This is a genomic window from uncultured Campylobacter sp., from assembly GCF_937973075.1.
Taxonomy (GTDB): Bacteria; Campylobacterota; Campylobacteria; order Campylobacterales; family Campylobacteraceae; genus Campylobacter_B.
Genome location: NZ_CALBWL010000067.1, coordinates 13,367 through 32,236, shown reverse-complemented (window position 1 = coordinate 32,236; position 18,870 = coordinate 13,367). Strand labels below are relative to the sequence as shown.

The window sequence follows — 18,870 nt, the reverse complement described above, 5'->3', positions numbered from 1 at the left end:
ATTTTGCGCCATTCTAACAAATCAAGGCTTAACGATGCTTAAAAACCAAAAACGAAGCGAAGCAAAATAGCGCGGCTATGGGTGCTATGACGCCGAGCTCTGGAACGATTACGCCGTTTAGCGAGAAGCGGATCAGTACGAAAAATACCCCCCACGCGCACAGCGTGACGATGAAAAAGCCGAAGCTCATCAGCGCGAGATTGAAAAACCGCCCCGTAACCGGCAGATAATAATAAAGTATCAAAACCATCAGAGGCGCAAATAGCGGGAAGAAAAGCATATTGTAAAGGCTTGCTTTGATGGTGGCGACGTTGACGCCCTGATCTGCGAAGGTACGGATGGAGCGGATCGCGTCCTTGATCGAATAGACGTTGCTCGTAGCGTAAATACTCTCGATCGAGGCGGGATCAAAGCCCTTAAGTGCCTCGCTCTCTACGCTAAAAGCGTAGCCTAACCCGGCTCCGCCGAGCGCAATATCGCGCGGCAGCGAAGTGGTATTTACGTCGCGTAGGTGCCAAATTTTACCGCGGTATTCGCCATAGCTAGCGCTAGAGCGCGAAGAGAGGGAATTTGAGTCGATATCAAAGATCTTGATCCCGCTTGCGTCCTTGCCGTTAAGGGCTTTGATGTAGACATATTTGCCTTCAAATTTTAAAAACATATCCCCGCTCGCAGGCGTAAGATCGGTTAGGTTTTTTTGAAATTTCAGCGCGTATGCAAACGAGGTGGAATTTAAAGATATAAAACCCGCGGTGATAAAAAGCGCGATCAAAAAGGGCGGCACGATCAGGGCGTTTTTGCTGACTCCAAGCGCGTAGAAGCTCACTAGCTCATTGCTTCTGATCATATTAAACATCATTAAAATCAGCGCGAAAATGAGGCTTAGCGGCAGCGTGTAGCTAAGCGCGACCGCTGCGGTTAGAGCAATATACAAAAGAGCGGTATTCGCGCTTGAGGGAAAATCTTTGAGATTGGTAAGCACATCGATGCCTACGTAAAAGCACTCAAGAGCTATAAGCAGGATAAAAAAATACTTCAGATAAGAAAGAGCCGCGTATTTTACGTATAACTTCACACCCTAGCCTTTTTAATCGTAAATTTTTGCGTGATCTGCTCTATATCCGAGCAAATGAGCTCTTCTACCGCGCGCACGACGTAGGGTAAAATTTCGCTCAACTTCTCACGCTCGCTTTCGTTAAAATTTCCGAGCACGAAATTTGCCGCATCCTGGTCATGCCGTTTTTTGCCCACGCCGATACGCACGCGCTCGTAATCCGCACCGATTAGCGCATCGATCGATTTGATGCCGTTGTGCCCGCCGCTACTGCCGCCTTTTTTAAATTTAACGGCGCCCAGATCCAAATCTATATCGTCGTGCACCACAATGATGCGCTCGGGCTTGTAAAAATCATTCACGGCCTTTACGGAGTTGCCGCTTAAGTTCATAAAAGTTTGGGGTTTTAAAAGAAGCAGCGAGCCCTTTTTAAAAAGCTCGCCTTGGAATTTAGACGAGCCGAGCTCGCTAAAGCCGCCCGTCTTTAAAATTTCGTCGATTAGCATAAAACCGACGTTGTGTCTGGTGTCTGCGTATTTCTGAGCAGGATTCCCAAGTCCTGCGATCAGTATCATAGGCGCCCCTATTTAGCCGAAGTAACTCCGACTACCGCTACCGAGCCGTCTAGGATGATGCTGACGCCCTCTTTTACCGGAATGTCGCGGATCAAAAGCGAATCGCCTACGTCAAGATCACTCACATCGAGCGTAAAATCGTTTGGTAGATCTTTGCCGGCGCATTTTACGGCGATACGGCGCTTGGATTGCACCAAAATACCTTTGTTTTTTAGCCCTTTAGCGACGCCAGTTACTTTAACCGGCACTAAATATTTGCTTACGACGTCATCCTGAACTACTCGCAAATCTACGTGGGTTAGGGTGTTTGTGACGGGGTGCTTTTGGTATTCTTGCACGATGACGCGATATGTCTTACCGCCCACGCTAACCTCGAAAGGAAGATCTTCTTTTGCGCGCATAGCTTTGATAAAGTCGTTTACTTTAAACGCTGCGTTAATATTTTCAAATCCTTTCGCATAAATATTAGCGATTAGATAACCATCTCGTTTTAGGGATTTTGAAGCCCTTTTACCGATACTATCTCTAACGATACCTTCTAACATTAGGTTTCCTTTGTGAAAAAATGAAGCGTGATAATAGCTAAATGTTGCTTTAAATCTATTTAAGAAATATGGGACTTTATGCAGATCGATCAATAGTGGAATTTATTTATGCATGTTAGGATGTCTTTTGTGCACCGCAATATAAATTACGACGATAAGCCTTTATGCCGCAAAATTATCATAATTAGCCGCTCTCCCATGATTTCATAAAAATCCTTTTTGTATTCGCTCGCATGCTTTCGCAGCGCGTCTTTGAATTCGTCGTAGAATTTCAAGCTGCATTCGTGAGTTTCAAAAAATTTTAAAAGCGCGCTGTATCTTATGACCGAATAGCGTCCATACTCATCAAATTTCGCTAACTCTTTATCTGCATAGCTATAATCAGGTAGAAGCAAAAAGCACTTTGCTCTGCCGCCTGAATCCTGCTGATCGGCAATCTTTGAGTATTTATCTAGCTGAGAGCGTATTGCGCCGCTTTGCAAATCGTGTCTTATCCCGTTGATACCGGATTTGATCTTATTTTCGATGACGATTGCGTGGTTTTGATCTTTTATGAAAATATCTATATTTTTGTATTCTCTTAAAATTTGCGCATCCTCGCTTACGTTTAGCCGTAAAATTTCACTTGCAAATTTTAAAAATAGTTCCGCATCGTTTCGCAGATAATAGACTATCCAATTTGAAAAGCTTAACTCATCGTCCATCTTGCCGATTATCTCTAAGATGTTTTGCTCTTTAGCTTTAAAATTTAAAATTTCATTTAGCCCGATCCGCTTCGTAGTATCGTTCTCTTGCCAAAGCTCGGGCGCGAAAATTTTATCCAGTACGCTTTCGTGGCGGACATATTGCTTCAAAGATTGCGAGGAAAATTTAAATGGCACGAAAAAGTGCGTTTCATCTATCAATTTCTCGTCATCAACGATGTAAAATTTAAATTTTGGTTTTTTAAAATCCGATGTCTCAAATGTTATATACGCCGCATTGGGGCTATCGTTTTCGCTTTCAAATAGCTCGTTTAGAAGCACGCCGCCGTAAGCGATATTTTGCGCCTCAATCATTTCGGATTGTCTTTTAAGTTCCTCTTTGGCGCCGCGCTTTCTGCCGCTAGCAAAAAACTCATCGCTCAAAAGCGGCTTTAACTTGCTAGCGCAAGCTAAAATTTCAAAACAATGTTTCGAGATAGCACGCACTAAAAGAACTTTGTGCGCATCCTTCGCATCCTCGTTTATCGTGCCGTAAGGATTTACGTAGATATAGTGTCTGCCGTTGTCTGCTTTAAAAAGATTGATGATCTCGTGCCCCAAGCTCTCGTTCAAATAGCCGCCCGAAAACATTCGATTTATAATTATCATCTCAGAATAAATTCCTATCTATATTTTTGGCGCTAAATTTAAGCACGCATTCTCGTATGGCATTGCGTACCTCGTCGCGCTTTTGTTTGTCATAAAAGTATAATCCCGTCGAGCCGAAGCTTCCAAAGACGTAGAGATAGTATCTCGTTTGGATGTCATTAATGTGCCACCCTAACCTAGCGCTTTTGGGGCTTTTTGAGCTCATCCTAAAAAATTTAATTACCGCTAGGAAAATTTTCAAAATATTTGCGCTTTTTACCTCTTTTTTCTCTAAGCGCATATCCTCGATTTGATCTGCCGTGACGGTTCTGCTGCGCATTAAATTCCAATACGGCGCGCAGAGCAAAACGGCTACAATGCTATTTTCAACGTCGCTTCTAGGGAAGGTGATTTTACCTGTTTGCATATCGATTAAGTATCTTTTGTTTTTATTGTAGATCAAAATGCTTTGAAACGGCAAAAGCACTAAAATCACGGCACCCACGCCTAACGGCAACAGCAAAATTCCAATGAGCAGTGCCCATTTAAAATTTTTAAAAACGATTTCTAGTGCAGTATGGACGTCGATTATCTCATATTTCATAAAATTCTCTTGCGATGAAATTTTAAAATTTTATTCATTTGATCGCTTGCGCGATTTAAATTCTAAAAAGCGCCGAAGCATTAAGACCTCAGCGCTTTTTAGATAAATTTCGCGACTAAATACGGCGCGAGATTATTTCTTTTTGCGACGTTTTTTGTCGCCCGCTTTTTGGGCGGGAGTTCTAAAGCATCCTGCCCTTTTTGTTTTATTGGAACTCATTCGGTTCTTAGCCGGCATTTCCTACTCCTTATAGAAAAAATATGCGTAATTATACCCCCCCCCCCCCCCTGAAATTTGGTTGAAATTTTGTTTATCAAAGATTAAATGAATAGGAATTTTATAAGATTAATCGGACGTGAAATTTTAATCGAAATTCTAGATATTTTAAAACGAAATTTAAGGTAGTATATGCCCGCGTAGCAGCGGGCAAGCGAATAGAATTCCGCCTGCGCGGCGGCAGGCAGAATTTTTTAAAATTTTAAATTGCAAGAATTTAAAATTTTAAAATTTACGACTTAGCGGATCTCTTTTAGCTGTACGACTTCGCCGGCGAGCATCTCCTCGGCGCTCTCTCCGGATTCTGCTGCCAAATCCCTTTTTTTGGCAAGATCTACGTTTTTGATCTGCAGATCGAGGTCGTTTCGCTTAGAGGCCTTATCCAGCGCCTCCTCGCGAGTAATAATGCCATCTCTGTAAAGATCGAGTAGGTGCTGATCGAAGGTCTGCATGCCGTAGGTATTGCGACCGTCGGCGATCGCGTCTGGAATTTCATCGTCACGCGCATCAAGTATCATATCCTTAATACGGGTGTTTTTGCGTAAAATTTCAACGACGGCCACACGTTTGCCCTCGATAGTACGAGCAAGGCGCTGAGAGATGACCGCCTCTAAAACGGATGCTAGCGTCATTCGGATACGCTCCTGTTCGGCCTGCTCAAACATCGCAATGATTCGGTTTACCGTCTCTTTTGCGTCAATAGTGTGCACCGTAGAAAACACTAAGTGGCCCGTTTCTGCGGCGTGAAGCGCGGTCTCGATCGTCTCTAAATCGCGCATCTCACCCACGAATATAACGTCTGGATCCTCTCGCAGCGCGGCGCGAAGCGAATCGGCAAAGTTGTTGCAGTCCTCGCCGATAGCGCGCTGATTGATAATGCATTTATCGTCTTTGAAAACGAACTCGACTGGGTCTTCGATTGTAACGACGTGGCTGGTTCTTTGCCTATTTATGCGATTGATCATGCTTGCGATCGTTGTCGTCTTTCCGCTTCCCGTAGGCCCCGTAAGTAGCACGACGCCGCGCATAGCCGTGTCGCAAATATCTTTGATCGAAGGCGGCAGACCTAGATCGTCGATCTCTGGAATTTTAACCGGTATCGTTCGGAAAACCGCGCTGATACCATCGATCTGAAAGAAAATATTAACGCGGAAGCGATAATCTTCGTTTAGCTTGTAAGTAAAATCCACGCTCTTTTTCTCGATAAGCTCAGGAAAGCGCGTGATGAGAAGCTCCTTAGCTAGCGTCATCGCGTCTTCTTTCAAAAATGGCGTTTTGCTAAATTTTACCAGCTCGCCATGGATACGACCTCTGATAACCGCGCCTGATTTAATGTGAAGGTCACTACCGCCGTTTTGGATTAAAAATTCCAGATATTTATTTAGCCTATCTCGCTGCTTAAAATCCAGCGTAGAAGCGTCAACTTGATACTGCGAATAATCTATAGAACCCGCCATCATTTCTCCTTTTTAAGTGTTTTTATTATCTCTTTAAATGCCTCTTCAAAGGCCACCAGTCCGTCATCCAGCAACTTTTTATATGCTTTTTTCATATCGATCTTCGCATCCGCTACGCGAGCGAAAAATTCCTCTATCTGCGCGTCGCTAGGCGGCATTTTGGGCTTTTGATCGCCGCTTATAAAAGCCTCTATCGTCTCAAGCGGCGCAGTATTTACGCAGCCCGGATACATTAGCTCGCTGACGTAGTACTCCTTCGGCAGATCATCTCCTTTTACGCCTGTGCTCGCAAACAGCGGCTTTACGTAGTTTAAATTTTCTTTAGTGATAATATTGTAGCATTTTGAAGCGTTCATCGTGCCGATTTTGCCGGTAGGAAGGCCCGCCGCGGCCATTTTTTCATCCAGCAGCCTATCGAAGCGGCTAACGAAGATGCTAATTACGGTTTTTGGTAAATTTGCTTTCGGGAAGTAGCGACGAAAGCCTGCGATCCCCTCTTTTATCGCCTCTATACATTTTACGGTCTGCTCCGGCGAAAAAACCAAGGTCGCGTTTACGCTGATCCCCTTTTTTAGTAGATCACGCATCGCTTCGTAGCCCGCCTTCGTAGCAGGGATTTTAATCATTACGTTTGGCATGCCGATCGTGCTATATAGGTGCTTGCCCTCGCGATACATCGCCTCAGCGTCGTCTGCAAAGCACGGATCAACCTCGATACTCACAAAGCCGTCATCGCCGTTGATAAAATTTTTTAGCAGGCTCTCCGCCGCGCTTCTGATATCTGCGGTGGCTAAAATTTCATACAGCTTTTTAGGCTCTTTTTTTCTAAATTCCTCTTTGGCCGCATCGTATGCGGAGGAGCTTAGGATCGCGTTTTTAAAGATCGCGGGATTGGAAGTCGCGCCGTTAATTATCCCCTTTTTGATCAGCTCGTCGAAATCTTTATCGATAAAATCGCGCTCCAAAAAGTCGCACCAAAGGCTGAAATTTAGGGCTTTATCATACATATTTCATAATCTCCTTCAAATCCTTTTTTTCAATGCAGACGCTCGCCTCGCTTTTTAAAATTTCATTCGCGCAAAAGGCGATTTTAAGTCCCGCCTCACGAAACATCGAAACGTCGTTCGCGCCGTCTCCCACGCACATTACTTCGCTTGCGCTTAGGCCCATCAGCGATTTAAGCTGCGCAAGTAGCGCGCCTTTTGAGTAGCCAAACATCATCTCGCCGCCGAAAAGCCCGGTTAAAATTCCGTTTTTTTCATGCAGATAATTTGCAAAGCTCGCGTCAAAGCCTAGTTTTTTCTGCGCGGCGTCCGTGGCTAGATGAAATCCGCCGCTAAAGACGATCACTTTTATGCCTTTATTTTTCAGATACGCGATGATCTCGCTAGCGCCGCAAACGAAAGGCAGGCTTTCCGCGATAGCTTTAGCATCGCTAAGCTTCATCCCCTTTATCAGCGCCACTCGCTCGCTAAGGCTCTCAAAAAAATCAAGCTCTCCCGCCATCGCACGCTTCGTAATTTCGCTAACTTGTCCCTGCGCGCCCATTTTAGCGGCGAAAAAACCTATCGTTTCGCCGTCCATCAGCGTAGAATCAAAGTCGAAAACACAAAGCTTTATCATAAATATCCTCGCAAAAATTTAGGAATTATAGCTAATTTAAGTTTAAGTTTTTTGGAATTAGCATAAATTTTTCGCTTTTTGCGACCTCGTAAATTTTACTCCTAACCCCGAACGAGCATAAATTTATATATTTTTTTTTGCCAAAATATAAAATTTCATCTTGATGATAGTGCCCCTCGATGATTAAATTTGCCGCGTAAAAATCGATCTTCGGCGCGATTATATCCTTAAAATTTGGCATTTTTTTGTATAGATTTTTCCCCTCTTGCGATTTTAAGATCATCTTTGAAATTTTAAATTTCAAAGCGCGATCGAGCAGATCCATAAATTTCAGAAAAGCTCTATTTCGTAGCGAAAGCAGCGCAAACTGCGTCAGGCGCGGCAAAAACAGATCGCCGTGCGCGATCTGCACCGCTTCGCCGCTCTCGCTCATAAATTTAACGGGCTGCGCGGCGTTTGGATAAACTTTTGCGCGGGGGAAAATTTCGCGCAGATTAAAATCGTGGTTGCCCTCGAAGTAAAAAATTTCGCATTTTCGCGACAACTCGTTTATTAGCGCGATCTCCTCTTCGTAGAAGCGCTGCACGTAGGTCGTGTTTGCCAAAAAATCAAACATATCTCCCATCATAAAAATTTGAGGCGGCAGGCTTTGCGTGGAACACAGCGCGCGCAAGAATTTCAAAAATTGCGGTCTGCTCGCACCCGCGTGCGCATCGCCGATAAAAATCGCACCCGGTTTTATCGTCTGAATTTGATCATTTCGCATTTAGGCTCCGGCGCGTGATAGTTTTTACAAAAAGCTCATCGCTTAAATTCCGTGCGCGATGCGCGGCAGCGCCGTATCTTCGGCAAATCCGCACATTAAATTTGCGTTTGCGATCGCCTGTGACGAAGCTCCGCGCAAAAGATTATCGATCGCCGAGTTGATCCAAATTTTATCGCCCGCAGTTTTTACAAAAATATCGCAAAAGTGCGTCCCTGCGACGTTTTTTATACTCACGGGCTCGCTACGGACGCGCACGAAAGGCTCGTTTGCGTAAAACTCCCGCAGCACCGCCTCTGCGTCCACGCTCTTTTGCAGCACGCCAAACGCGCTAACTAGCATTCCACGCGTAATCGGCAGCAAATTCGGCACGAAAAGCGTGTTAAACGCACCGCCTTTTAAAATTTGTAGCTGCTCTTTGATCTCGTCTGCGTGGCGATGCGAGATCGGCGAGTAGGCATTTGCGTTTTCGTTCACGCTTACGAAATGGCTGCTCGTTTTAAGAGCCTTGCCTGCGCCGCTTACTCCGCTTTTTGCGTCGATAAATACGCCGATACCGGGATCTAGTAGCCGTACGAACGGCGCAAGCGCCAAAATAGAGCAGGTAGGGTAGCAGCCCGGATTTGCCGTAAGCCGCGCCGCGCGGATCTTCTCGCGATTTAGCTCGGGCAGTCCGTAAACGGCGTGGGCTAAATTACGAGGGTCTAAATGCGCGGTGTAATTTTTCTCGTAAAGCTCGCGACTTAGGCGGTAATCAGCCGATAGATCGACTACCTTGACGCTTTTAAATTTTAAAATTTCGCGGGCAAATTCCATCGCTTTTTCATGCGGCAGCGCCAAGAAAATAAGATCGCATCTTTGCGCCGCAACGCGAGCATCCGCGACTTCTACGCGCATCTCAAACACGCCGCGAAGCTGCGGGAAAATTTCGCTTATCTCTCCATCTGTCGAAGCGCCCAAATATGAAATTTCAAAGCCCGGGTGGGAAAGTAGAGCCTTAATCAGCTCAAGCCCCGTATAGCCGCTAACGCCGATGATGCCTACTTTTTTCACGCTAATTCTCAAATTTTATCGGCTTGTATTCGACGCTTAAAATTTCCACATCGCGAGTGCCTGATGGCAGCTGAAGCACCACCTCGTCGCCCTCGGCTTTACCTAAAAGCTGGCGCGCAAGCGGCGTATTGATGTTGATGAGTTTGCGCGAGATATCCGCCTCGCTAAGCCCCACGATCGTGTAAACCTCCTCCCGCTCGGTCTCTACGTCCATAAAGGTAACGGTGGAGCCGAATTTTACGCGGTCGTGCTCGTAGGTCGAGGGGTCGATGATCTTTGAGCGAGAGACGATGTCGCTAAGCTCGGCGATACGCGAGAGCAAAAACGCTTGCTCTTCGCGCGCCGCGTGGTACTCGGCGTTTTCTTTCAGATCGCCGTGTCCGCGTGCGATGTCGATCTGCTGCACGATGTGAGGCAGCTTCACGCTCTGAAGCTCTTTGAGCTCGGAGGTGATCTTTTCATATCCGTAAAGCGTCATTGGTTCTGTCGTCATAATCTTCCTTTCTTTTTATCAAATTATATAAGCTTTAGCCTTAAAATTTTAGCTCGCAGGCTGCGTTAAAATTTTTGCCACGTTTTCGCTGGAACCGAATTTCAGATAATCTCGCAGCTTTTCGCTCGCAAGTTTAAATTTAGCGGCGTCGCAGCGCTCGTATGCGGCAAGTAGGTTTTGCGCGCTTACTTCGCCTTGCAAAAGCTCCTCGTGCAGCGGCTCCTCGCCCAAAAAATCAAAAATAATATTCGCAAGCCCCACGTGCTTTAGCTTTATGAGCTTTCGTGCGAGCCAAACGTCAAACGCGCGCGCTTTGTAGCACAGCACGAACGGAGTGCCGATGAGCGCCGCCTCAAGCGTCGCCGTGCCCGAGCAGATGAAGGCAAAATCGCAATCCTTAAGCGTGGCGGGAGTATCGTTTGCAATGCTAAAGCCGTCCAGAGGCCCGTAAATTTCATCTCTTTGATCCATCAGATGCGGCGGGACTATCAAGATTCGCTCGCTATTTTCAAATTTAGGCGCAAGGGCTCTAAAAATCGGCATCAGTCTTGAAATTTCAGCTCTGCGCGAGCCGGGCATAAAAGCGATCTTGCCCTGTTTTTCGTAGCTTGTTTTTTGGAATTTTATCTCATCAAGCAGCGGATGCCCCACGAAAGAGTACTTTGCGGTTTTAGCGCTTTGCTCGCTCGGACGCGCGGCATACTCTTTCGGCGCAACATTTTTATCTTTTGCTTCTTGTAGCGAGGCGTCTTTGCTTTCCGCTTCTTGCGGCACGGCGCCTTTATCTCCCTTGCAATCCGCGCCGAAAAATTTTGCCTCAAAAGGCCAGATGGAGAGTAGATTGTCGCAAAACGCCTTCAGCTTCTCCGCTCTGTGCTGCTTCCATGCCCAAACCTGCGGCAGGATATAATATGAAATTTCCGCGCGCGCGCCGCTTTCTTTGATCGCGCGAGCTAGCGGTAGATTAAACGCGGGCGAGTCAATCAAAAGCACGCGATCGCACTCCGCCGCAAGTCGCGTCATCTGTGCTATCGCGCGCTTTGCTTTTAAAATCAGCGGCAGAATTTCTATAAAGCCCATCGCCGAAAACTCGCTGCTTTTGTATATCGGCGAGCCAAGCTTTTCGTCGAAAATTCCGCAAATCTCGTAAGCGGGATCGAGCTTTTTAAGATGCTCAAAAACCCCTTTAAAATGGAGGTTCGCAGAGGGCTCTAGGCAAGAGATTAAATATTTCAAATTTAGCCTTTTAAATTTTTGTTAATTATAGCAAAATGTGCTAAAATTAAGCCGACAAAGGATTTAAGATGAGAAATTTTAAAATTTTAGCGCTATGCGGCGCGTTCGTGATGTTGCTAGGCGGTTGCGGCGCGGCTAAATACCAAAAGCGTCAAGTCACCGAGGATCCCGCAGTAACTGCACGCTTTGAGGCGCTTAGTAAGCTAGGCTCGCCCGCACTCGTCGCTAAAGCCGCAGCTAGCGAGATCGCAGCAGACGTAGGCGGCGCCAAGCCCCACGTTAAGGTCGCGCAGTTTGTATTTCTCGAAGAAATTAGCGCACAAGGAAGCGATCTGATCTATGCCTACTCGCTAAGCCCTGGCTGGGCGAGCCTGAAAAGCTCCGATCGGCAAAAATATCTCAAATTGCTAACTAAGGATATTACCGAAAATGACTGCAATGCACCTAGTACGCGAGCTTTATTGCGAAGCGGAGTGCGCGAAGTGCACCGGTTTTTCTACGATTATCCGAGCTCGCACCTACTTGATTCGCAGGTGAGCGAGGAGATATGCCGCAAAGCGGGGTTATAGATAATCTCGCATAATTTTATACCGCGGATTTACATCAGCGCGAAAGCGAAATTTTATGGCGCAAAATCTGCGATAATTTAAAAGGCGGAATTTGTGGCGAGTTGCAGGGCACGACCACAAATTTAAGGAATTTCGAAAGCGAAATTTAGGCGATGAAATTACATGGCAGGCTATAAAATTTGTAGCGAAAAAAGATAAAATTTCGTAGCAAAAAGGCGGAATTTTTCTATGAATTTTGTGATCTAAGTTTGTGATGGAATTTTTGCGAAAAAATTTGGCGCGACGGAATTTTATGCCGCGCAAACTAAGTAGCAATTTTTGCATAGTAAAGAATTGAGCGCTAGAATTTTTGCAGACGGGATTCCGCTCTGATAGGCCTGTCGTGAAATTTTAGCTAAAGAGAGAATATGAAAGAAATTTTAATCACCAATGACGATGGATTCGAAGCGCGCGGGCTTTTGGAGCTCGCAAGTGCGCTAAGATCGGTCGCAAACGTAACCATCGTAGCGCCAAGCTCGGAGAAATCGGCATGCTCGCACTCGCTCACGCTCACGCGTCCGCTTAGATTTGTAAAACTCGACGACGGATTTTTCAAACTCGACGACGCTACGCCCGCAGACTGCGTGTATTTGGCACTCCGCGCGCTGTATAACCGCAAGCCCGATCTTGTGATAAGCGGCATAAATCACGGCGCCAATGTCGCGGAGGACGTGACCTATTCGGGCACCTGCGGAGGAGCGATGGAGGGGGTTTTGCAAGGTATTCCCGCGCTTGCGGTGAGCCAGTTTTACGTCGCGGATTCGCTGCAGCGGTACGGATTTGATCTAGCGTGCGAGCTTGCGGTTGATCTGGTGGGGAAAATTTTCAAAAACGGCTTTCCGCTGCCGCCGAAGCAGTTTTTAAATTTAAACGTTCCTGCCGTCTCAAAGCAAGATTTCAAGGGGCTAGTAGTAGCGCCATGCGGCGAGAAGCTCTACGACACGGACGCGCAACTAAACCGCAATCCGCGCGGAATGGAGTATTATTGGCTCGGCAAATCTACGCTCAGCTTTGATGCGAGCAAAAACGAAAACAGCGACATTTCGGTGCTTTTTGAGGGGCGGGCGACGCTAAGTCCGATCAAGCTAAATTTAACCGCGCACGAGCAGATTAGCGCGCTAGAAAGGTGGATGAAAAACGATGAGTGAGGTCGTAGTAGACCGCTTTTCGCGCTCGCGCCTACTTTTCGGCGAGGATTTCGCGCGATTGCAAAGCGCTAAAATTTTAATCTGCGGCTGTGGCGGCGTGGGTGGAGCGGCGATAGAGGCGCTGTACCGCAGCGGCGCGGTAAGCTTAAGCGTGATCGATTGCGATCGCTTCGAGATAACCAACCAAAACCGCCAGCTTGGAAGCGAGTGCCTAGGCGAGCTAAAATGCGAGGTTTTTGCGCGCAAATTTAAAGGCGTAACGCCGATTGCCGCTAGGATCGATGAGGAATTTTTATCTAAATTTGATCTGGCGCAATTTGATTTCGTAATCGACGCGATCGACGACGTGAGCGCCAAGATCGCTCTTGCGCTGCGCTGCAGCGAGGCAGGCGCGGGCTTTGTAAGCTCGATGGGCGGCGCAAAGAGGCTCGATCCCTCTAAAATCGAAATCCGCTCAATCTGGCAGACGCAAGGCGATCCGCTCGCGCGCAAGATCAGATATGAGCTGCGAAAGCGCGGCTTTGCGGGTGATTTTGACGTCGTCTGCTCGAGCGAGCCGCCGCGCGTCAAATCGATGGGCAGCTTCATGGGCGTGACCGCGAGCTTCGGGCTTTTCATCGCAAGCTACGTCGTGCGCAGGCTGATAAGCAAGCAGACTTAAGCGGTTAAAATTTTATAGCGTTTCGGCGTGTGGCTCCGTCTGGTCGTATTTTGCGGTTAAATTTTAAATATTTTGAGCTTTTGATCCGAGCGCGCTTTGCGTGCGGTACGGCGTGGCGGGTGCTTTGCGGCGCGCGTGCGGTTAAAATTCAAAGCGGCGAAAGTTAAATTTTACCGGACGACGAAGATAAAATTTGCTCGGCGCAAAGGTGAAATTTCGTTCGCCACGAAGGATAAAATTTTGTCTGCAAAGATCGGCGCAGGCTACGCGCGAGATGAAATTTAAAGATCACGCAAGCTACGCGTGCATATCTATAGTATGCGGTGCGCCGTTTTAGCGGGCGCCAAATAGCGGTCTAGGATTAAAAATTTAAATAGGCGGGTCGCGAGCTTGCTCGTGAGCGAAATTTAAGTAAGCTAAGTTTGAGCGGATGTTCTTTACGGCGAATTTTCATAGCAGCGCGGTAAAATTTTATCGCAGTTTCGCGCGCTTTTTGATGCAAAAAGAGGCGCACCCAGGCAAGTAAAACCAAATTAGCGCGCATCAGCCGCCGCGCAGCGCCTAAATAAGCGTAAAGCGTAAGCAAGGCTCAAGCAAACGCAGCGGCAAGCTTACTTCTAAATTCCATTTTTTACCGCTCGCAAAAAGCGGAATTTAGAAATTTAATTTAAAGGAGCAGCGATGAATGAAATTTTTACACGCACGAGCGTACGGAGCTTTACCGAGAAGATGCCGAGCGACGATCAGATTGAGCTCGTGCTAAAAGCCGCGATGCAAGCCCCTAGCGCGGGCAACCAGCGCTCATGGGAGTTTTACGTAGTACGCGACCGCACTACGCTTACGCTACTTAGCAGCGTCGGCACCTACGGCGGCTGCACGAAGGATGCGCCGCTTGCGATCGTGGTCTGCACGCGCAAAAACGGCTTAAAATTCCAGCCCTACGCTCGCTACGACTGCGCTTGTGCGGCAGAAAATCTCTGGCTGGCAGCGCACCATTTGGGGCTTGGCACCACGTGGCTGGGCGTAGCGCCCGATATTTACGCGATGGAGCGCGTAAGAGAAATTTTGGATCTGCCTGGGCATTTGGAAGCCTTTTGCATTATGCCTTTGGGCTTTCCGTCTCGCGTCACAAAGGCGCATTCACGCTTTGAGCCCGCTAAAATTCACTTCGTAGGCTAGATATGTTTATTTCGCAGAGTAAAATCGACGATCTTATCGCTAGCGACGGCGCGTTTTTGGACCTTACGACCGAGCTTTTACAGGACTTCGTGGATTTAAACGCGCCCGCGCGACTTTCGATCGTAACGAGGCAGGATCTGATCTTTAGCGGCGGAGGAATCGCGCGCGAAGTGGCGGCGCGCTTTGGTTGCGAGACGGGGCGGCTAGCGCGCGAAGGAAGCGCATTTGGCGCGGGGGATGAAATTTTTAGCGCGCAGGGAAGCTTCGAGAGCCTCCATAAAGCTTGGAAGATCGTTCAGATCGTGTTTGAGTACTCCTGCAAAATTTCAACCTACGCGCACGAGATGGTTGCGCTGATGCGAGAAGTTAATCCGCGCTGCGTGCTGGGCGCAACGCGCAAGAGCTTTCCTTTTGCAAAGGAGCTTTGCGTAAATGCGCTGATCGCGGGCGGCGGGAGCATGCACCGCCTGGGGCTGCACGACAGCGTCCTGTTTTTTTCAAATCACATTCGCGCGTTTGCGAGCTTTAGCGAGTTTTGCGCGCAGATCGCTAAATTCAAAGAGCGCGCGCCCGAGCGAAAGATCATGATTGAAGTGGCGAGCGAGCGCGAATTTAGCGAGCTCTTAAAATACGCGCCGGATGCGATAATGTGCGATAAGATGAGCCCGGGCGAGCTTAGAGCCTGCGTTTTGAAGCGAGATGAAACGGCGCCGCAGATTAAAATTTGCGCCGCGGGCGGTATAAATAAGAATAACTGCGCAGAGTTTGCAGCTACCGGCGCGGACGTGCTCGTAAGCTCGGCGGTTTGGAATCAGGGCGTGTGCGATCTAGGCGGAAAGATAGAGCTTATCTAAATATTAAATTTTAATTATGATGCAGGATGTGCGCCTTGGATCCGCAAAAGAGCGGGATTTATTAATAGATAAGAGTATATTTTGTAAAATTCTTAAAATTTCAAAAAAGGATTTTCATGAAAAAAATTGCTTTTATTTTAGCGCTTGCGGCAAGCGTTTCGTTCTGCGCGGATCAGCTGATAATCGCGGCCGGCGGCGGATACAAAAAGCCCGTCTCGGTCGTGATCGAAAATTTGAAAAAAGAGGGCATGGACATGGCGGGATCGTTTGCAAACCTCGGCCAGCTCGTCATTCAATCGCGCGAGAATAAAATTTCATTCATCGTGGGCGACGAGGCGTTTTTGAAAAAAAGCGATCTAAATATCACTAAATTTGAACGTATCGGGCGCGGCGCGCTCGTTTTAGTAACGCCGAAAAATATTAAAATAAACGACGTATCGGAAATCGCAAAATTCGATAAAATCGCGATGCCCGATCCTAAAAAGGCGATTTACGGTATCAGAACGAACGAGTTTTTACAAAACGCCAAGATGGATGGGGTAAAAGATAAAATTTTAGCCGTCGCGGGCGTACCGCAGGTGGTCGCATACGTCATCAACGGCGAGGTGCAGGCGGGCTTTATCAACAGCACCGAAGCGGTCGCCAAAAAAAATGAGTTCGGCTCGATCATCTACATCGACGAGAGCCTCTACAGCCCTGCATTCATCGGTATCGCAAGGCTTAGCGCGTGCGGCGAGCAGGCGTTTTGCGAAAAGGTAATGAAGGAATTTCAATCGGATCGCTCAAAAGAGATTTTTTCAAAATTCGGCCTTAAATGAGCGACATAGCTTGGATCGCGCATCCTTTGCTTTTAAGCGTCAAAGCCCTGTTTTGCAGCTTTTTGCTGCTGATTACGGCAGGGCTTGCGATTGCGTATTTTTTAGCCTTTAGTAAATCGAAGCTTAAAAAAATCGTCGAAATTTTAGTGATTTTTCCGCTCATCTTCCCGCCGATCGCGACGGGATTTTTGCTACTTTACGTTTTTGGAAAGAGCGGATTTATCGGCTCTGCGTTAAATTTAGACATCGTTTTTAACTTCTCTTCATTGGTAATCGCCGCATTTTTGGTGGGGCTGCCGCTGTTTGTAAAGCCCGTGTGTGCGAGCTTTGAGCTGTTTCCGAAAAGCCTAATTGAAGCCGCGCAAATTTTAGGCAAAAACAGAGCTCAAATTTTCCTCTTCGTCATCCTTCCTAGCTCGCTTAAAACGCTAGGCTCCGCGCTTATTTTAGCGCTTTCGCGTGGGCTTGGCGAAGTGGGTATCACGCTGATGCTGGGCGGAAACATCGTAGGCAAAACCGACACGCTAAGCCTTGCGATCTACAATGCTGTGTATGACGGCGAGAACGAGCGGGCGCTGATTTTAAGCGTTTTACTCGTAATTTTCAGCTTGATCTTATTCTTCGCGATAAGCCTTTTAGATAAAAAGCAAAATTTATCTAAATAAGAAAAATTATTTTTTAAGTATTTTTGGATAAAATTGCACTCACATTTCATTTTAAAGGATTTTTCATGAAGAAATTTTTAATTTCATCAATTTTAGTCGCAAGCGCCTTGATCGCTCACGAGCACGGCGATATGCAAAATTTTGACCCTAAGACGGGCAAGCACCTCGTCATCACTATGGAGCAGCTGGGCGAGAAGGGCAACGTAACCGTCGGCGAGGTCGTAGCGGTCGAGACGAACTACGGCGTGGCATTTTTCCCGAATTTAAAAGGTCTTGCTAGCGGCGTACACGGCTTTCACGTGCATCAAAATGCCGACTGCGGCGCAAATGAGAAGGGTCTAGGTATGAAAGCGGGCGGCCACTGGGATCCAAGCGATACCAAAAAGCACTCGTTTGCTTGGGACGATAGCGGCCACAAGGGCGATCTGCCTGCACTTTTCGTCGATGCCGAGGGCAATGCGGTCTATCCGGTGCTAGCTCCGAAAATCAAGAGCCTAGATGAGCTAAAGGGCCACTCGCTGATGGTTCACGTAGGCGGCGATAACCACAGCGACCATCCGAAGCCGCTTGGCGGCGGCGGCGCTAGAATGGTCTGCGGCGTTATAAAATAGGCTTCGTTGCGGATGAAATTTAATCATCCGCAATCTCTAAATTTACTCGCCCTACAGTTAAATTTACGCGACGAAATTTCGCCGTCCGTAGCGCCGAGATGTACACGCTCTGCCGTTAAATTTATGCATGGCGGGCTTTTGATACAATCTATGCAGCGCAAATTTATGCTAAATTTACGTGCTACACAACATCCCCGCTTAAATTTTAAAATTTAACTCCGTTTGCGTGCATTATGCCCTGTTTTTGCCGCAGCAGCGTAAATTTTCTAAATTTAAATCAAAGTTCTAAATTTATGGTGCCGAGCTATTTTGGCGGCGTGAGCTTCATTTAACTTTTTCTTCACGACTTTTTCCTACAATCACGCTAATTTTCATAAAGGAGAGAGAATGAAAAAGATTGTTTTAGCAAGCGTTTTAGTCGCGGGCGTGCTGTTCGCCGCAGATTTTAGCTCAAGCACCCCCGAGCAGATCAATGCCTCGATCGCCGGTGCCGACGCCAAGAGCTTAAGCGAAGCGGCGTTTGAGATCGATAAGCGCGCGGGAGAGCTAAGAGCGCAGGCAAGGGATCTCAAGCGCGGATTTAAGACGGAGTTTAAAAAGAAGCTGGACGCTATGAGCGTCGAGGATCGCGAGAAATTCCTAGACGAGTTTAGAAAAAACTATAACGCCCAGGCGGGCAAGCTAAGCGTCGAGCAAGCAGATAGGCTGGATATCGAGCTTAAGGATCGCGGTAATTTCGGCAAATTTAAAAGGCCCGCTCGCGGGTTTGGTCCGCACAGATCGCAGACGGCTCCAGGAGAGTGCGGCCATATGCCGCATAAAGGAATGGGCGACGGTGAGGGTCTGGCAATGCCGCCAAGGGGCGAGATGCCGTGCAATCAAAATGCGGGCGCCGCTCCGTGTCCTATGGCGCAGTAGTGCCGCTTACGCGCAAGCTACGTAGTTCCGCGCAACATTTGCGCGGAATTTTGTTTTAGCAAATCAGGGCGTAGAAATTTTAAAATTTAGCTTTGGAGCCTATGCGGCATAGCGCCGATGAAATTTCGCAAAATTTTATCGGCGCAGGCGAGGTTTTGAAATCCTGCGCAGCGAAATTTTAGGACGTGAAATTTTAAAATTTCATAGCGGCGGAATTTTAAAGCCCAATGTTTTACCTGTAAATTTTAAAATTCCGCAGCGCAAAAATTTTATATCGTAAAATTTTAGCCTCTTGCGCTGCTTGGCGCACTGCGCGAATTAATTACTAGGCGAGCAATCTAAATTTACAAAGCGTGCTCTTGAGCCAAGACGCGCTGTTTCGCCACGATAAAATTTTG

General features: G+C 47.3%; 21 protein-coding genes. 9 read left to right on the top strand and 12 right to left on the bottom strand.

The genetic code is table 11. The features are described from left to right. Positions 1-28 precede the first annotated feature (28 nt). The 12 genes from Q0274_RS09645 to Q0274_RS09590 form a co-directional block, all read right to left on the bottom strand. Positions 29-1,075, bottom strand: coding sequence for an LptF/LptG family permease (locus tag Q0274_RS09645; RefSeq protein ID WP_298029282.1), 1,047 nt, complete (start codon positions 1,073-1,075; stop codon positions 29-31). Further along, positions 1,072-1,629, bottom strand: a complete 558-nt coding sequence (gene pth, locus Q0274_RS09640; RefSeq protein ID WP_298029281.1) for an aminoacyl-tRNA hydrolase — start codon at positions 1,627-1,629, stop codon at positions 1,072-1,074. The genes Q0274_RS09645 and pth overlap by 4 nt, the downstream gene beginning before the upstream one ends. A gap of 8 nt (positions 1,630-1,637) precedes the next feature. Continuing rightward, the gene (locus Q0274_RS09635; protein WP_177388523.1) at positions 1,638-2,174 is read right to left on the bottom strand and encodes a 50S ribosomal protein L25/general stress protein Ctc; all 537 of its coding nucleotides are present in this window, start codon (positions 2,172-2,174) and stop codon (positions 1,638-1,640) included. Positions 2,175-2,320: 146 nt separating this feature from the next. Further along, entirely contained in the window at positions 2,321-3,526 is a 1,206-nt protein-coding gene (locus Q0274_RS09630; RefSeq protein ID WP_298029279.1) for a PD-(D/E)XK nuclease family protein, read from the bottom strand. A 1-nt stretch (position 3,527) separates the two neighbouring features. After that, positions 3,528-4,109, bottom strand: a complete 582-nt coding sequence (locus Q0274_RS09625) for a hypothetical protein (RefSeq protein WP_298029277.1) — start codon at positions 4,107-4,109, stop codon at positions 3,528-3,530. Positions 4,110-4,624: 515 nt separating this feature from the next. Further along, positions 4,625-5,842, bottom strand: a complete 1,218-nt coding sequence (locus tag Q0274_RS09620; RefSeq protein WP_177388521.1) for a type IV pilus twitching motility protein PilT — start codon at positions 5,840-5,842, stop codon at positions 4,625-4,627. Beyond that, positions 5,842-6,849, bottom strand: coding sequence for a transaldolase (locus Q0274_RS09615; protein ID WP_298029275.1), 1,008 nt, complete (start codon positions 6,847-6,849; stop codon positions 5,842-5,844). The genes Q0274_RS09620 and Q0274_RS09615 overlap by 1 nt, the downstream gene beginning before the upstream one ends. Next, positions 6,842-7,465, bottom strand: a complete 624-nt coding sequence (gene serB, locus Q0274_RS09610; protein WP_298029273.1) for a phosphoserine phosphatase SerB — start codon at positions 7,463-7,465, stop codon at positions 6,842-6,844. The genes Q0274_RS09615 and serB overlap by 8 nt, the downstream gene beginning before the upstream one ends. Positions 7,466-7,496: 31 nt before the next feature. Beyond that, positions 7,497-8,231 carry a UDP-2,3-diacylglucosamine diphosphatase gene (locus Q0274_RS09605; protein WP_298029271.1) on the bottom strand — a complete coding sequence of 245 codons (735 nt, stop codon included), beginning with the start codon at positions 8,229-8,231 and terminating at the stop codon, positions 7,497-7,499. A gap of 42 nt (positions 8,232-8,273) precedes the next feature. Then, complete coding sequence (argC, locus tag Q0274_RS09600; RefSeq protein WP_298029269.1) at positions 8,274-9,281, bottom strand: N-acetyl-gamma-glutamyl-phosphate reductase; 1,008 nt, start codon at positions 9,279-9,281, stop codon at positions 8,274-8,276. Position 9,282: 1 nt separating this feature from the next. Then, on the bottom strand, positions 9,283-9,774 hold the full coding sequence (gene greA, locus Q0274_RS09595; RefSeq protein ID WP_177388511.1) for a transcription elongation factor GreA: 492 nt from the start codon (positions 9,772-9,774) through the stop codon (positions 9,283-9,285). A 48-nt stretch (positions 9,775-9,822) separates the two neighbouring features. Further along, positions 9,823-11,010, bottom strand: a complete 1,188-nt coding sequence (locus Q0274_RS09590) for a lipid-A-disaccharide synthase (RefSeq protein WP_298029267.1) — start codon at positions 11,008-11,010, stop codon at positions 9,823-9,825. 68 nt (positions 11,011-11,078) lie between these two features. Here Q0274_RS09590 and Q0274_RS09585 point away from each other — a divergent pair, with 68 nt between their 5' ends. The 9 genes from Q0274_RS09585 (at position 11,079) to Q0274_RS09545 (ending at position 18,472) form a co-directional block, all read left to right on the top strand. Then, positions 11,079-11,579, top strand: a complete 501-nt coding sequence (locus Q0274_RS09585) for a hypothetical protein (RefSeq protein WP_298029265.1) — start codon at positions 11,079-11,081, stop codon at positions 11,577-11,579. 407 nt (positions 11,580-11,986) lie between these two features. Beyond that, entirely contained in the window at positions 11,987-12,766 is a 780-nt protein-coding gene (gene surE, locus Q0274_RS09580) for a 5'/3'-nucleotidase SurE (RefSeq protein WP_298029263.1), read from the top strand. Next, entirely contained in the window at positions 12,759-13,427 is a 669-nt protein-coding gene (locus Q0274_RS09575; RefSeq protein ID WP_298029261.1) for a ThiF family adenylyltransferase, read from the top strand. The genes surE and Q0274_RS09575 overlap by 8 nt, the downstream gene beginning before the upstream one ends. A gap of 681 nt (positions 13,428-14,108) precedes the next feature. Further along, positions 14,109-14,606, top strand: coding sequence for a nitroreductase family protein (locus Q0274_RS09570; protein WP_298029259.1), 498 nt, complete (start codon positions 14,109-14,111; stop codon positions 14,604-14,606). Between the two features lie 2 nt (positions 14,607-14,608). Continuing rightward, positions 14,609-15,460 carry a ModD protein gene (gene modD, locus Q0274_RS09565; protein WP_298029257.1) on the top strand — a complete coding sequence of 284 codons (852 nt, stop codon included), beginning with the start codon at positions 14,609-14,611 and terminating at the stop codon, positions 15,458-15,460. 116 nt (positions 15,461-15,576) lie between these two features. Continuing rightward, a complete protein-coding gene (gene modA / locus Q0274_RS09560; protein WP_298029255.1) occupies positions 15,577-16,278 on the top strand; it encodes a molybdate ABC transporter substrate-binding protein in 702 nt (233 codons plus the stop codon). Continuing rightward, on the top strand, positions 16,275-16,943 hold the full coding sequence (locus tag Q0274_RS09555) for a molybdenum ABC transporter permease (RefSeq protein WP_298029253.1): 669 nt from the start codon (positions 16,275-16,277) through the stop codon (positions 16,941-16,943). Before modA ends, Q0274_RS09555 begins: the two co-directional genes overlap by 4 nt. A gap of 65 nt (positions 16,944-17,008) precedes the next feature. Beyond that, positions 17,009-17,554: a superoxide dismutase family protein gene (locus Q0274_RS09550; RefSeq protein ID WP_298029252.1), complete on the top strand. Its 546-nt coding sequence runs from the start codon at positions 17,009-17,011 to the stop codon at positions 17,552-17,554. A 387-nt stretch (positions 17,555-17,941) separates the two neighbouring features. Further along, the gene (locus tag Q0274_RS09545) at positions 17,942-18,472 is read left to right on the top strand and encodes a DUF1104 domain-containing protein (RefSeq protein WP_298029250.1); all 531 of its coding nucleotides are present in this window, start codon (positions 17,942-17,944) and stop codon (positions 18,470-18,472) included. Positions 18,473-18,870 lie beyond the last annotated feature (398 nt).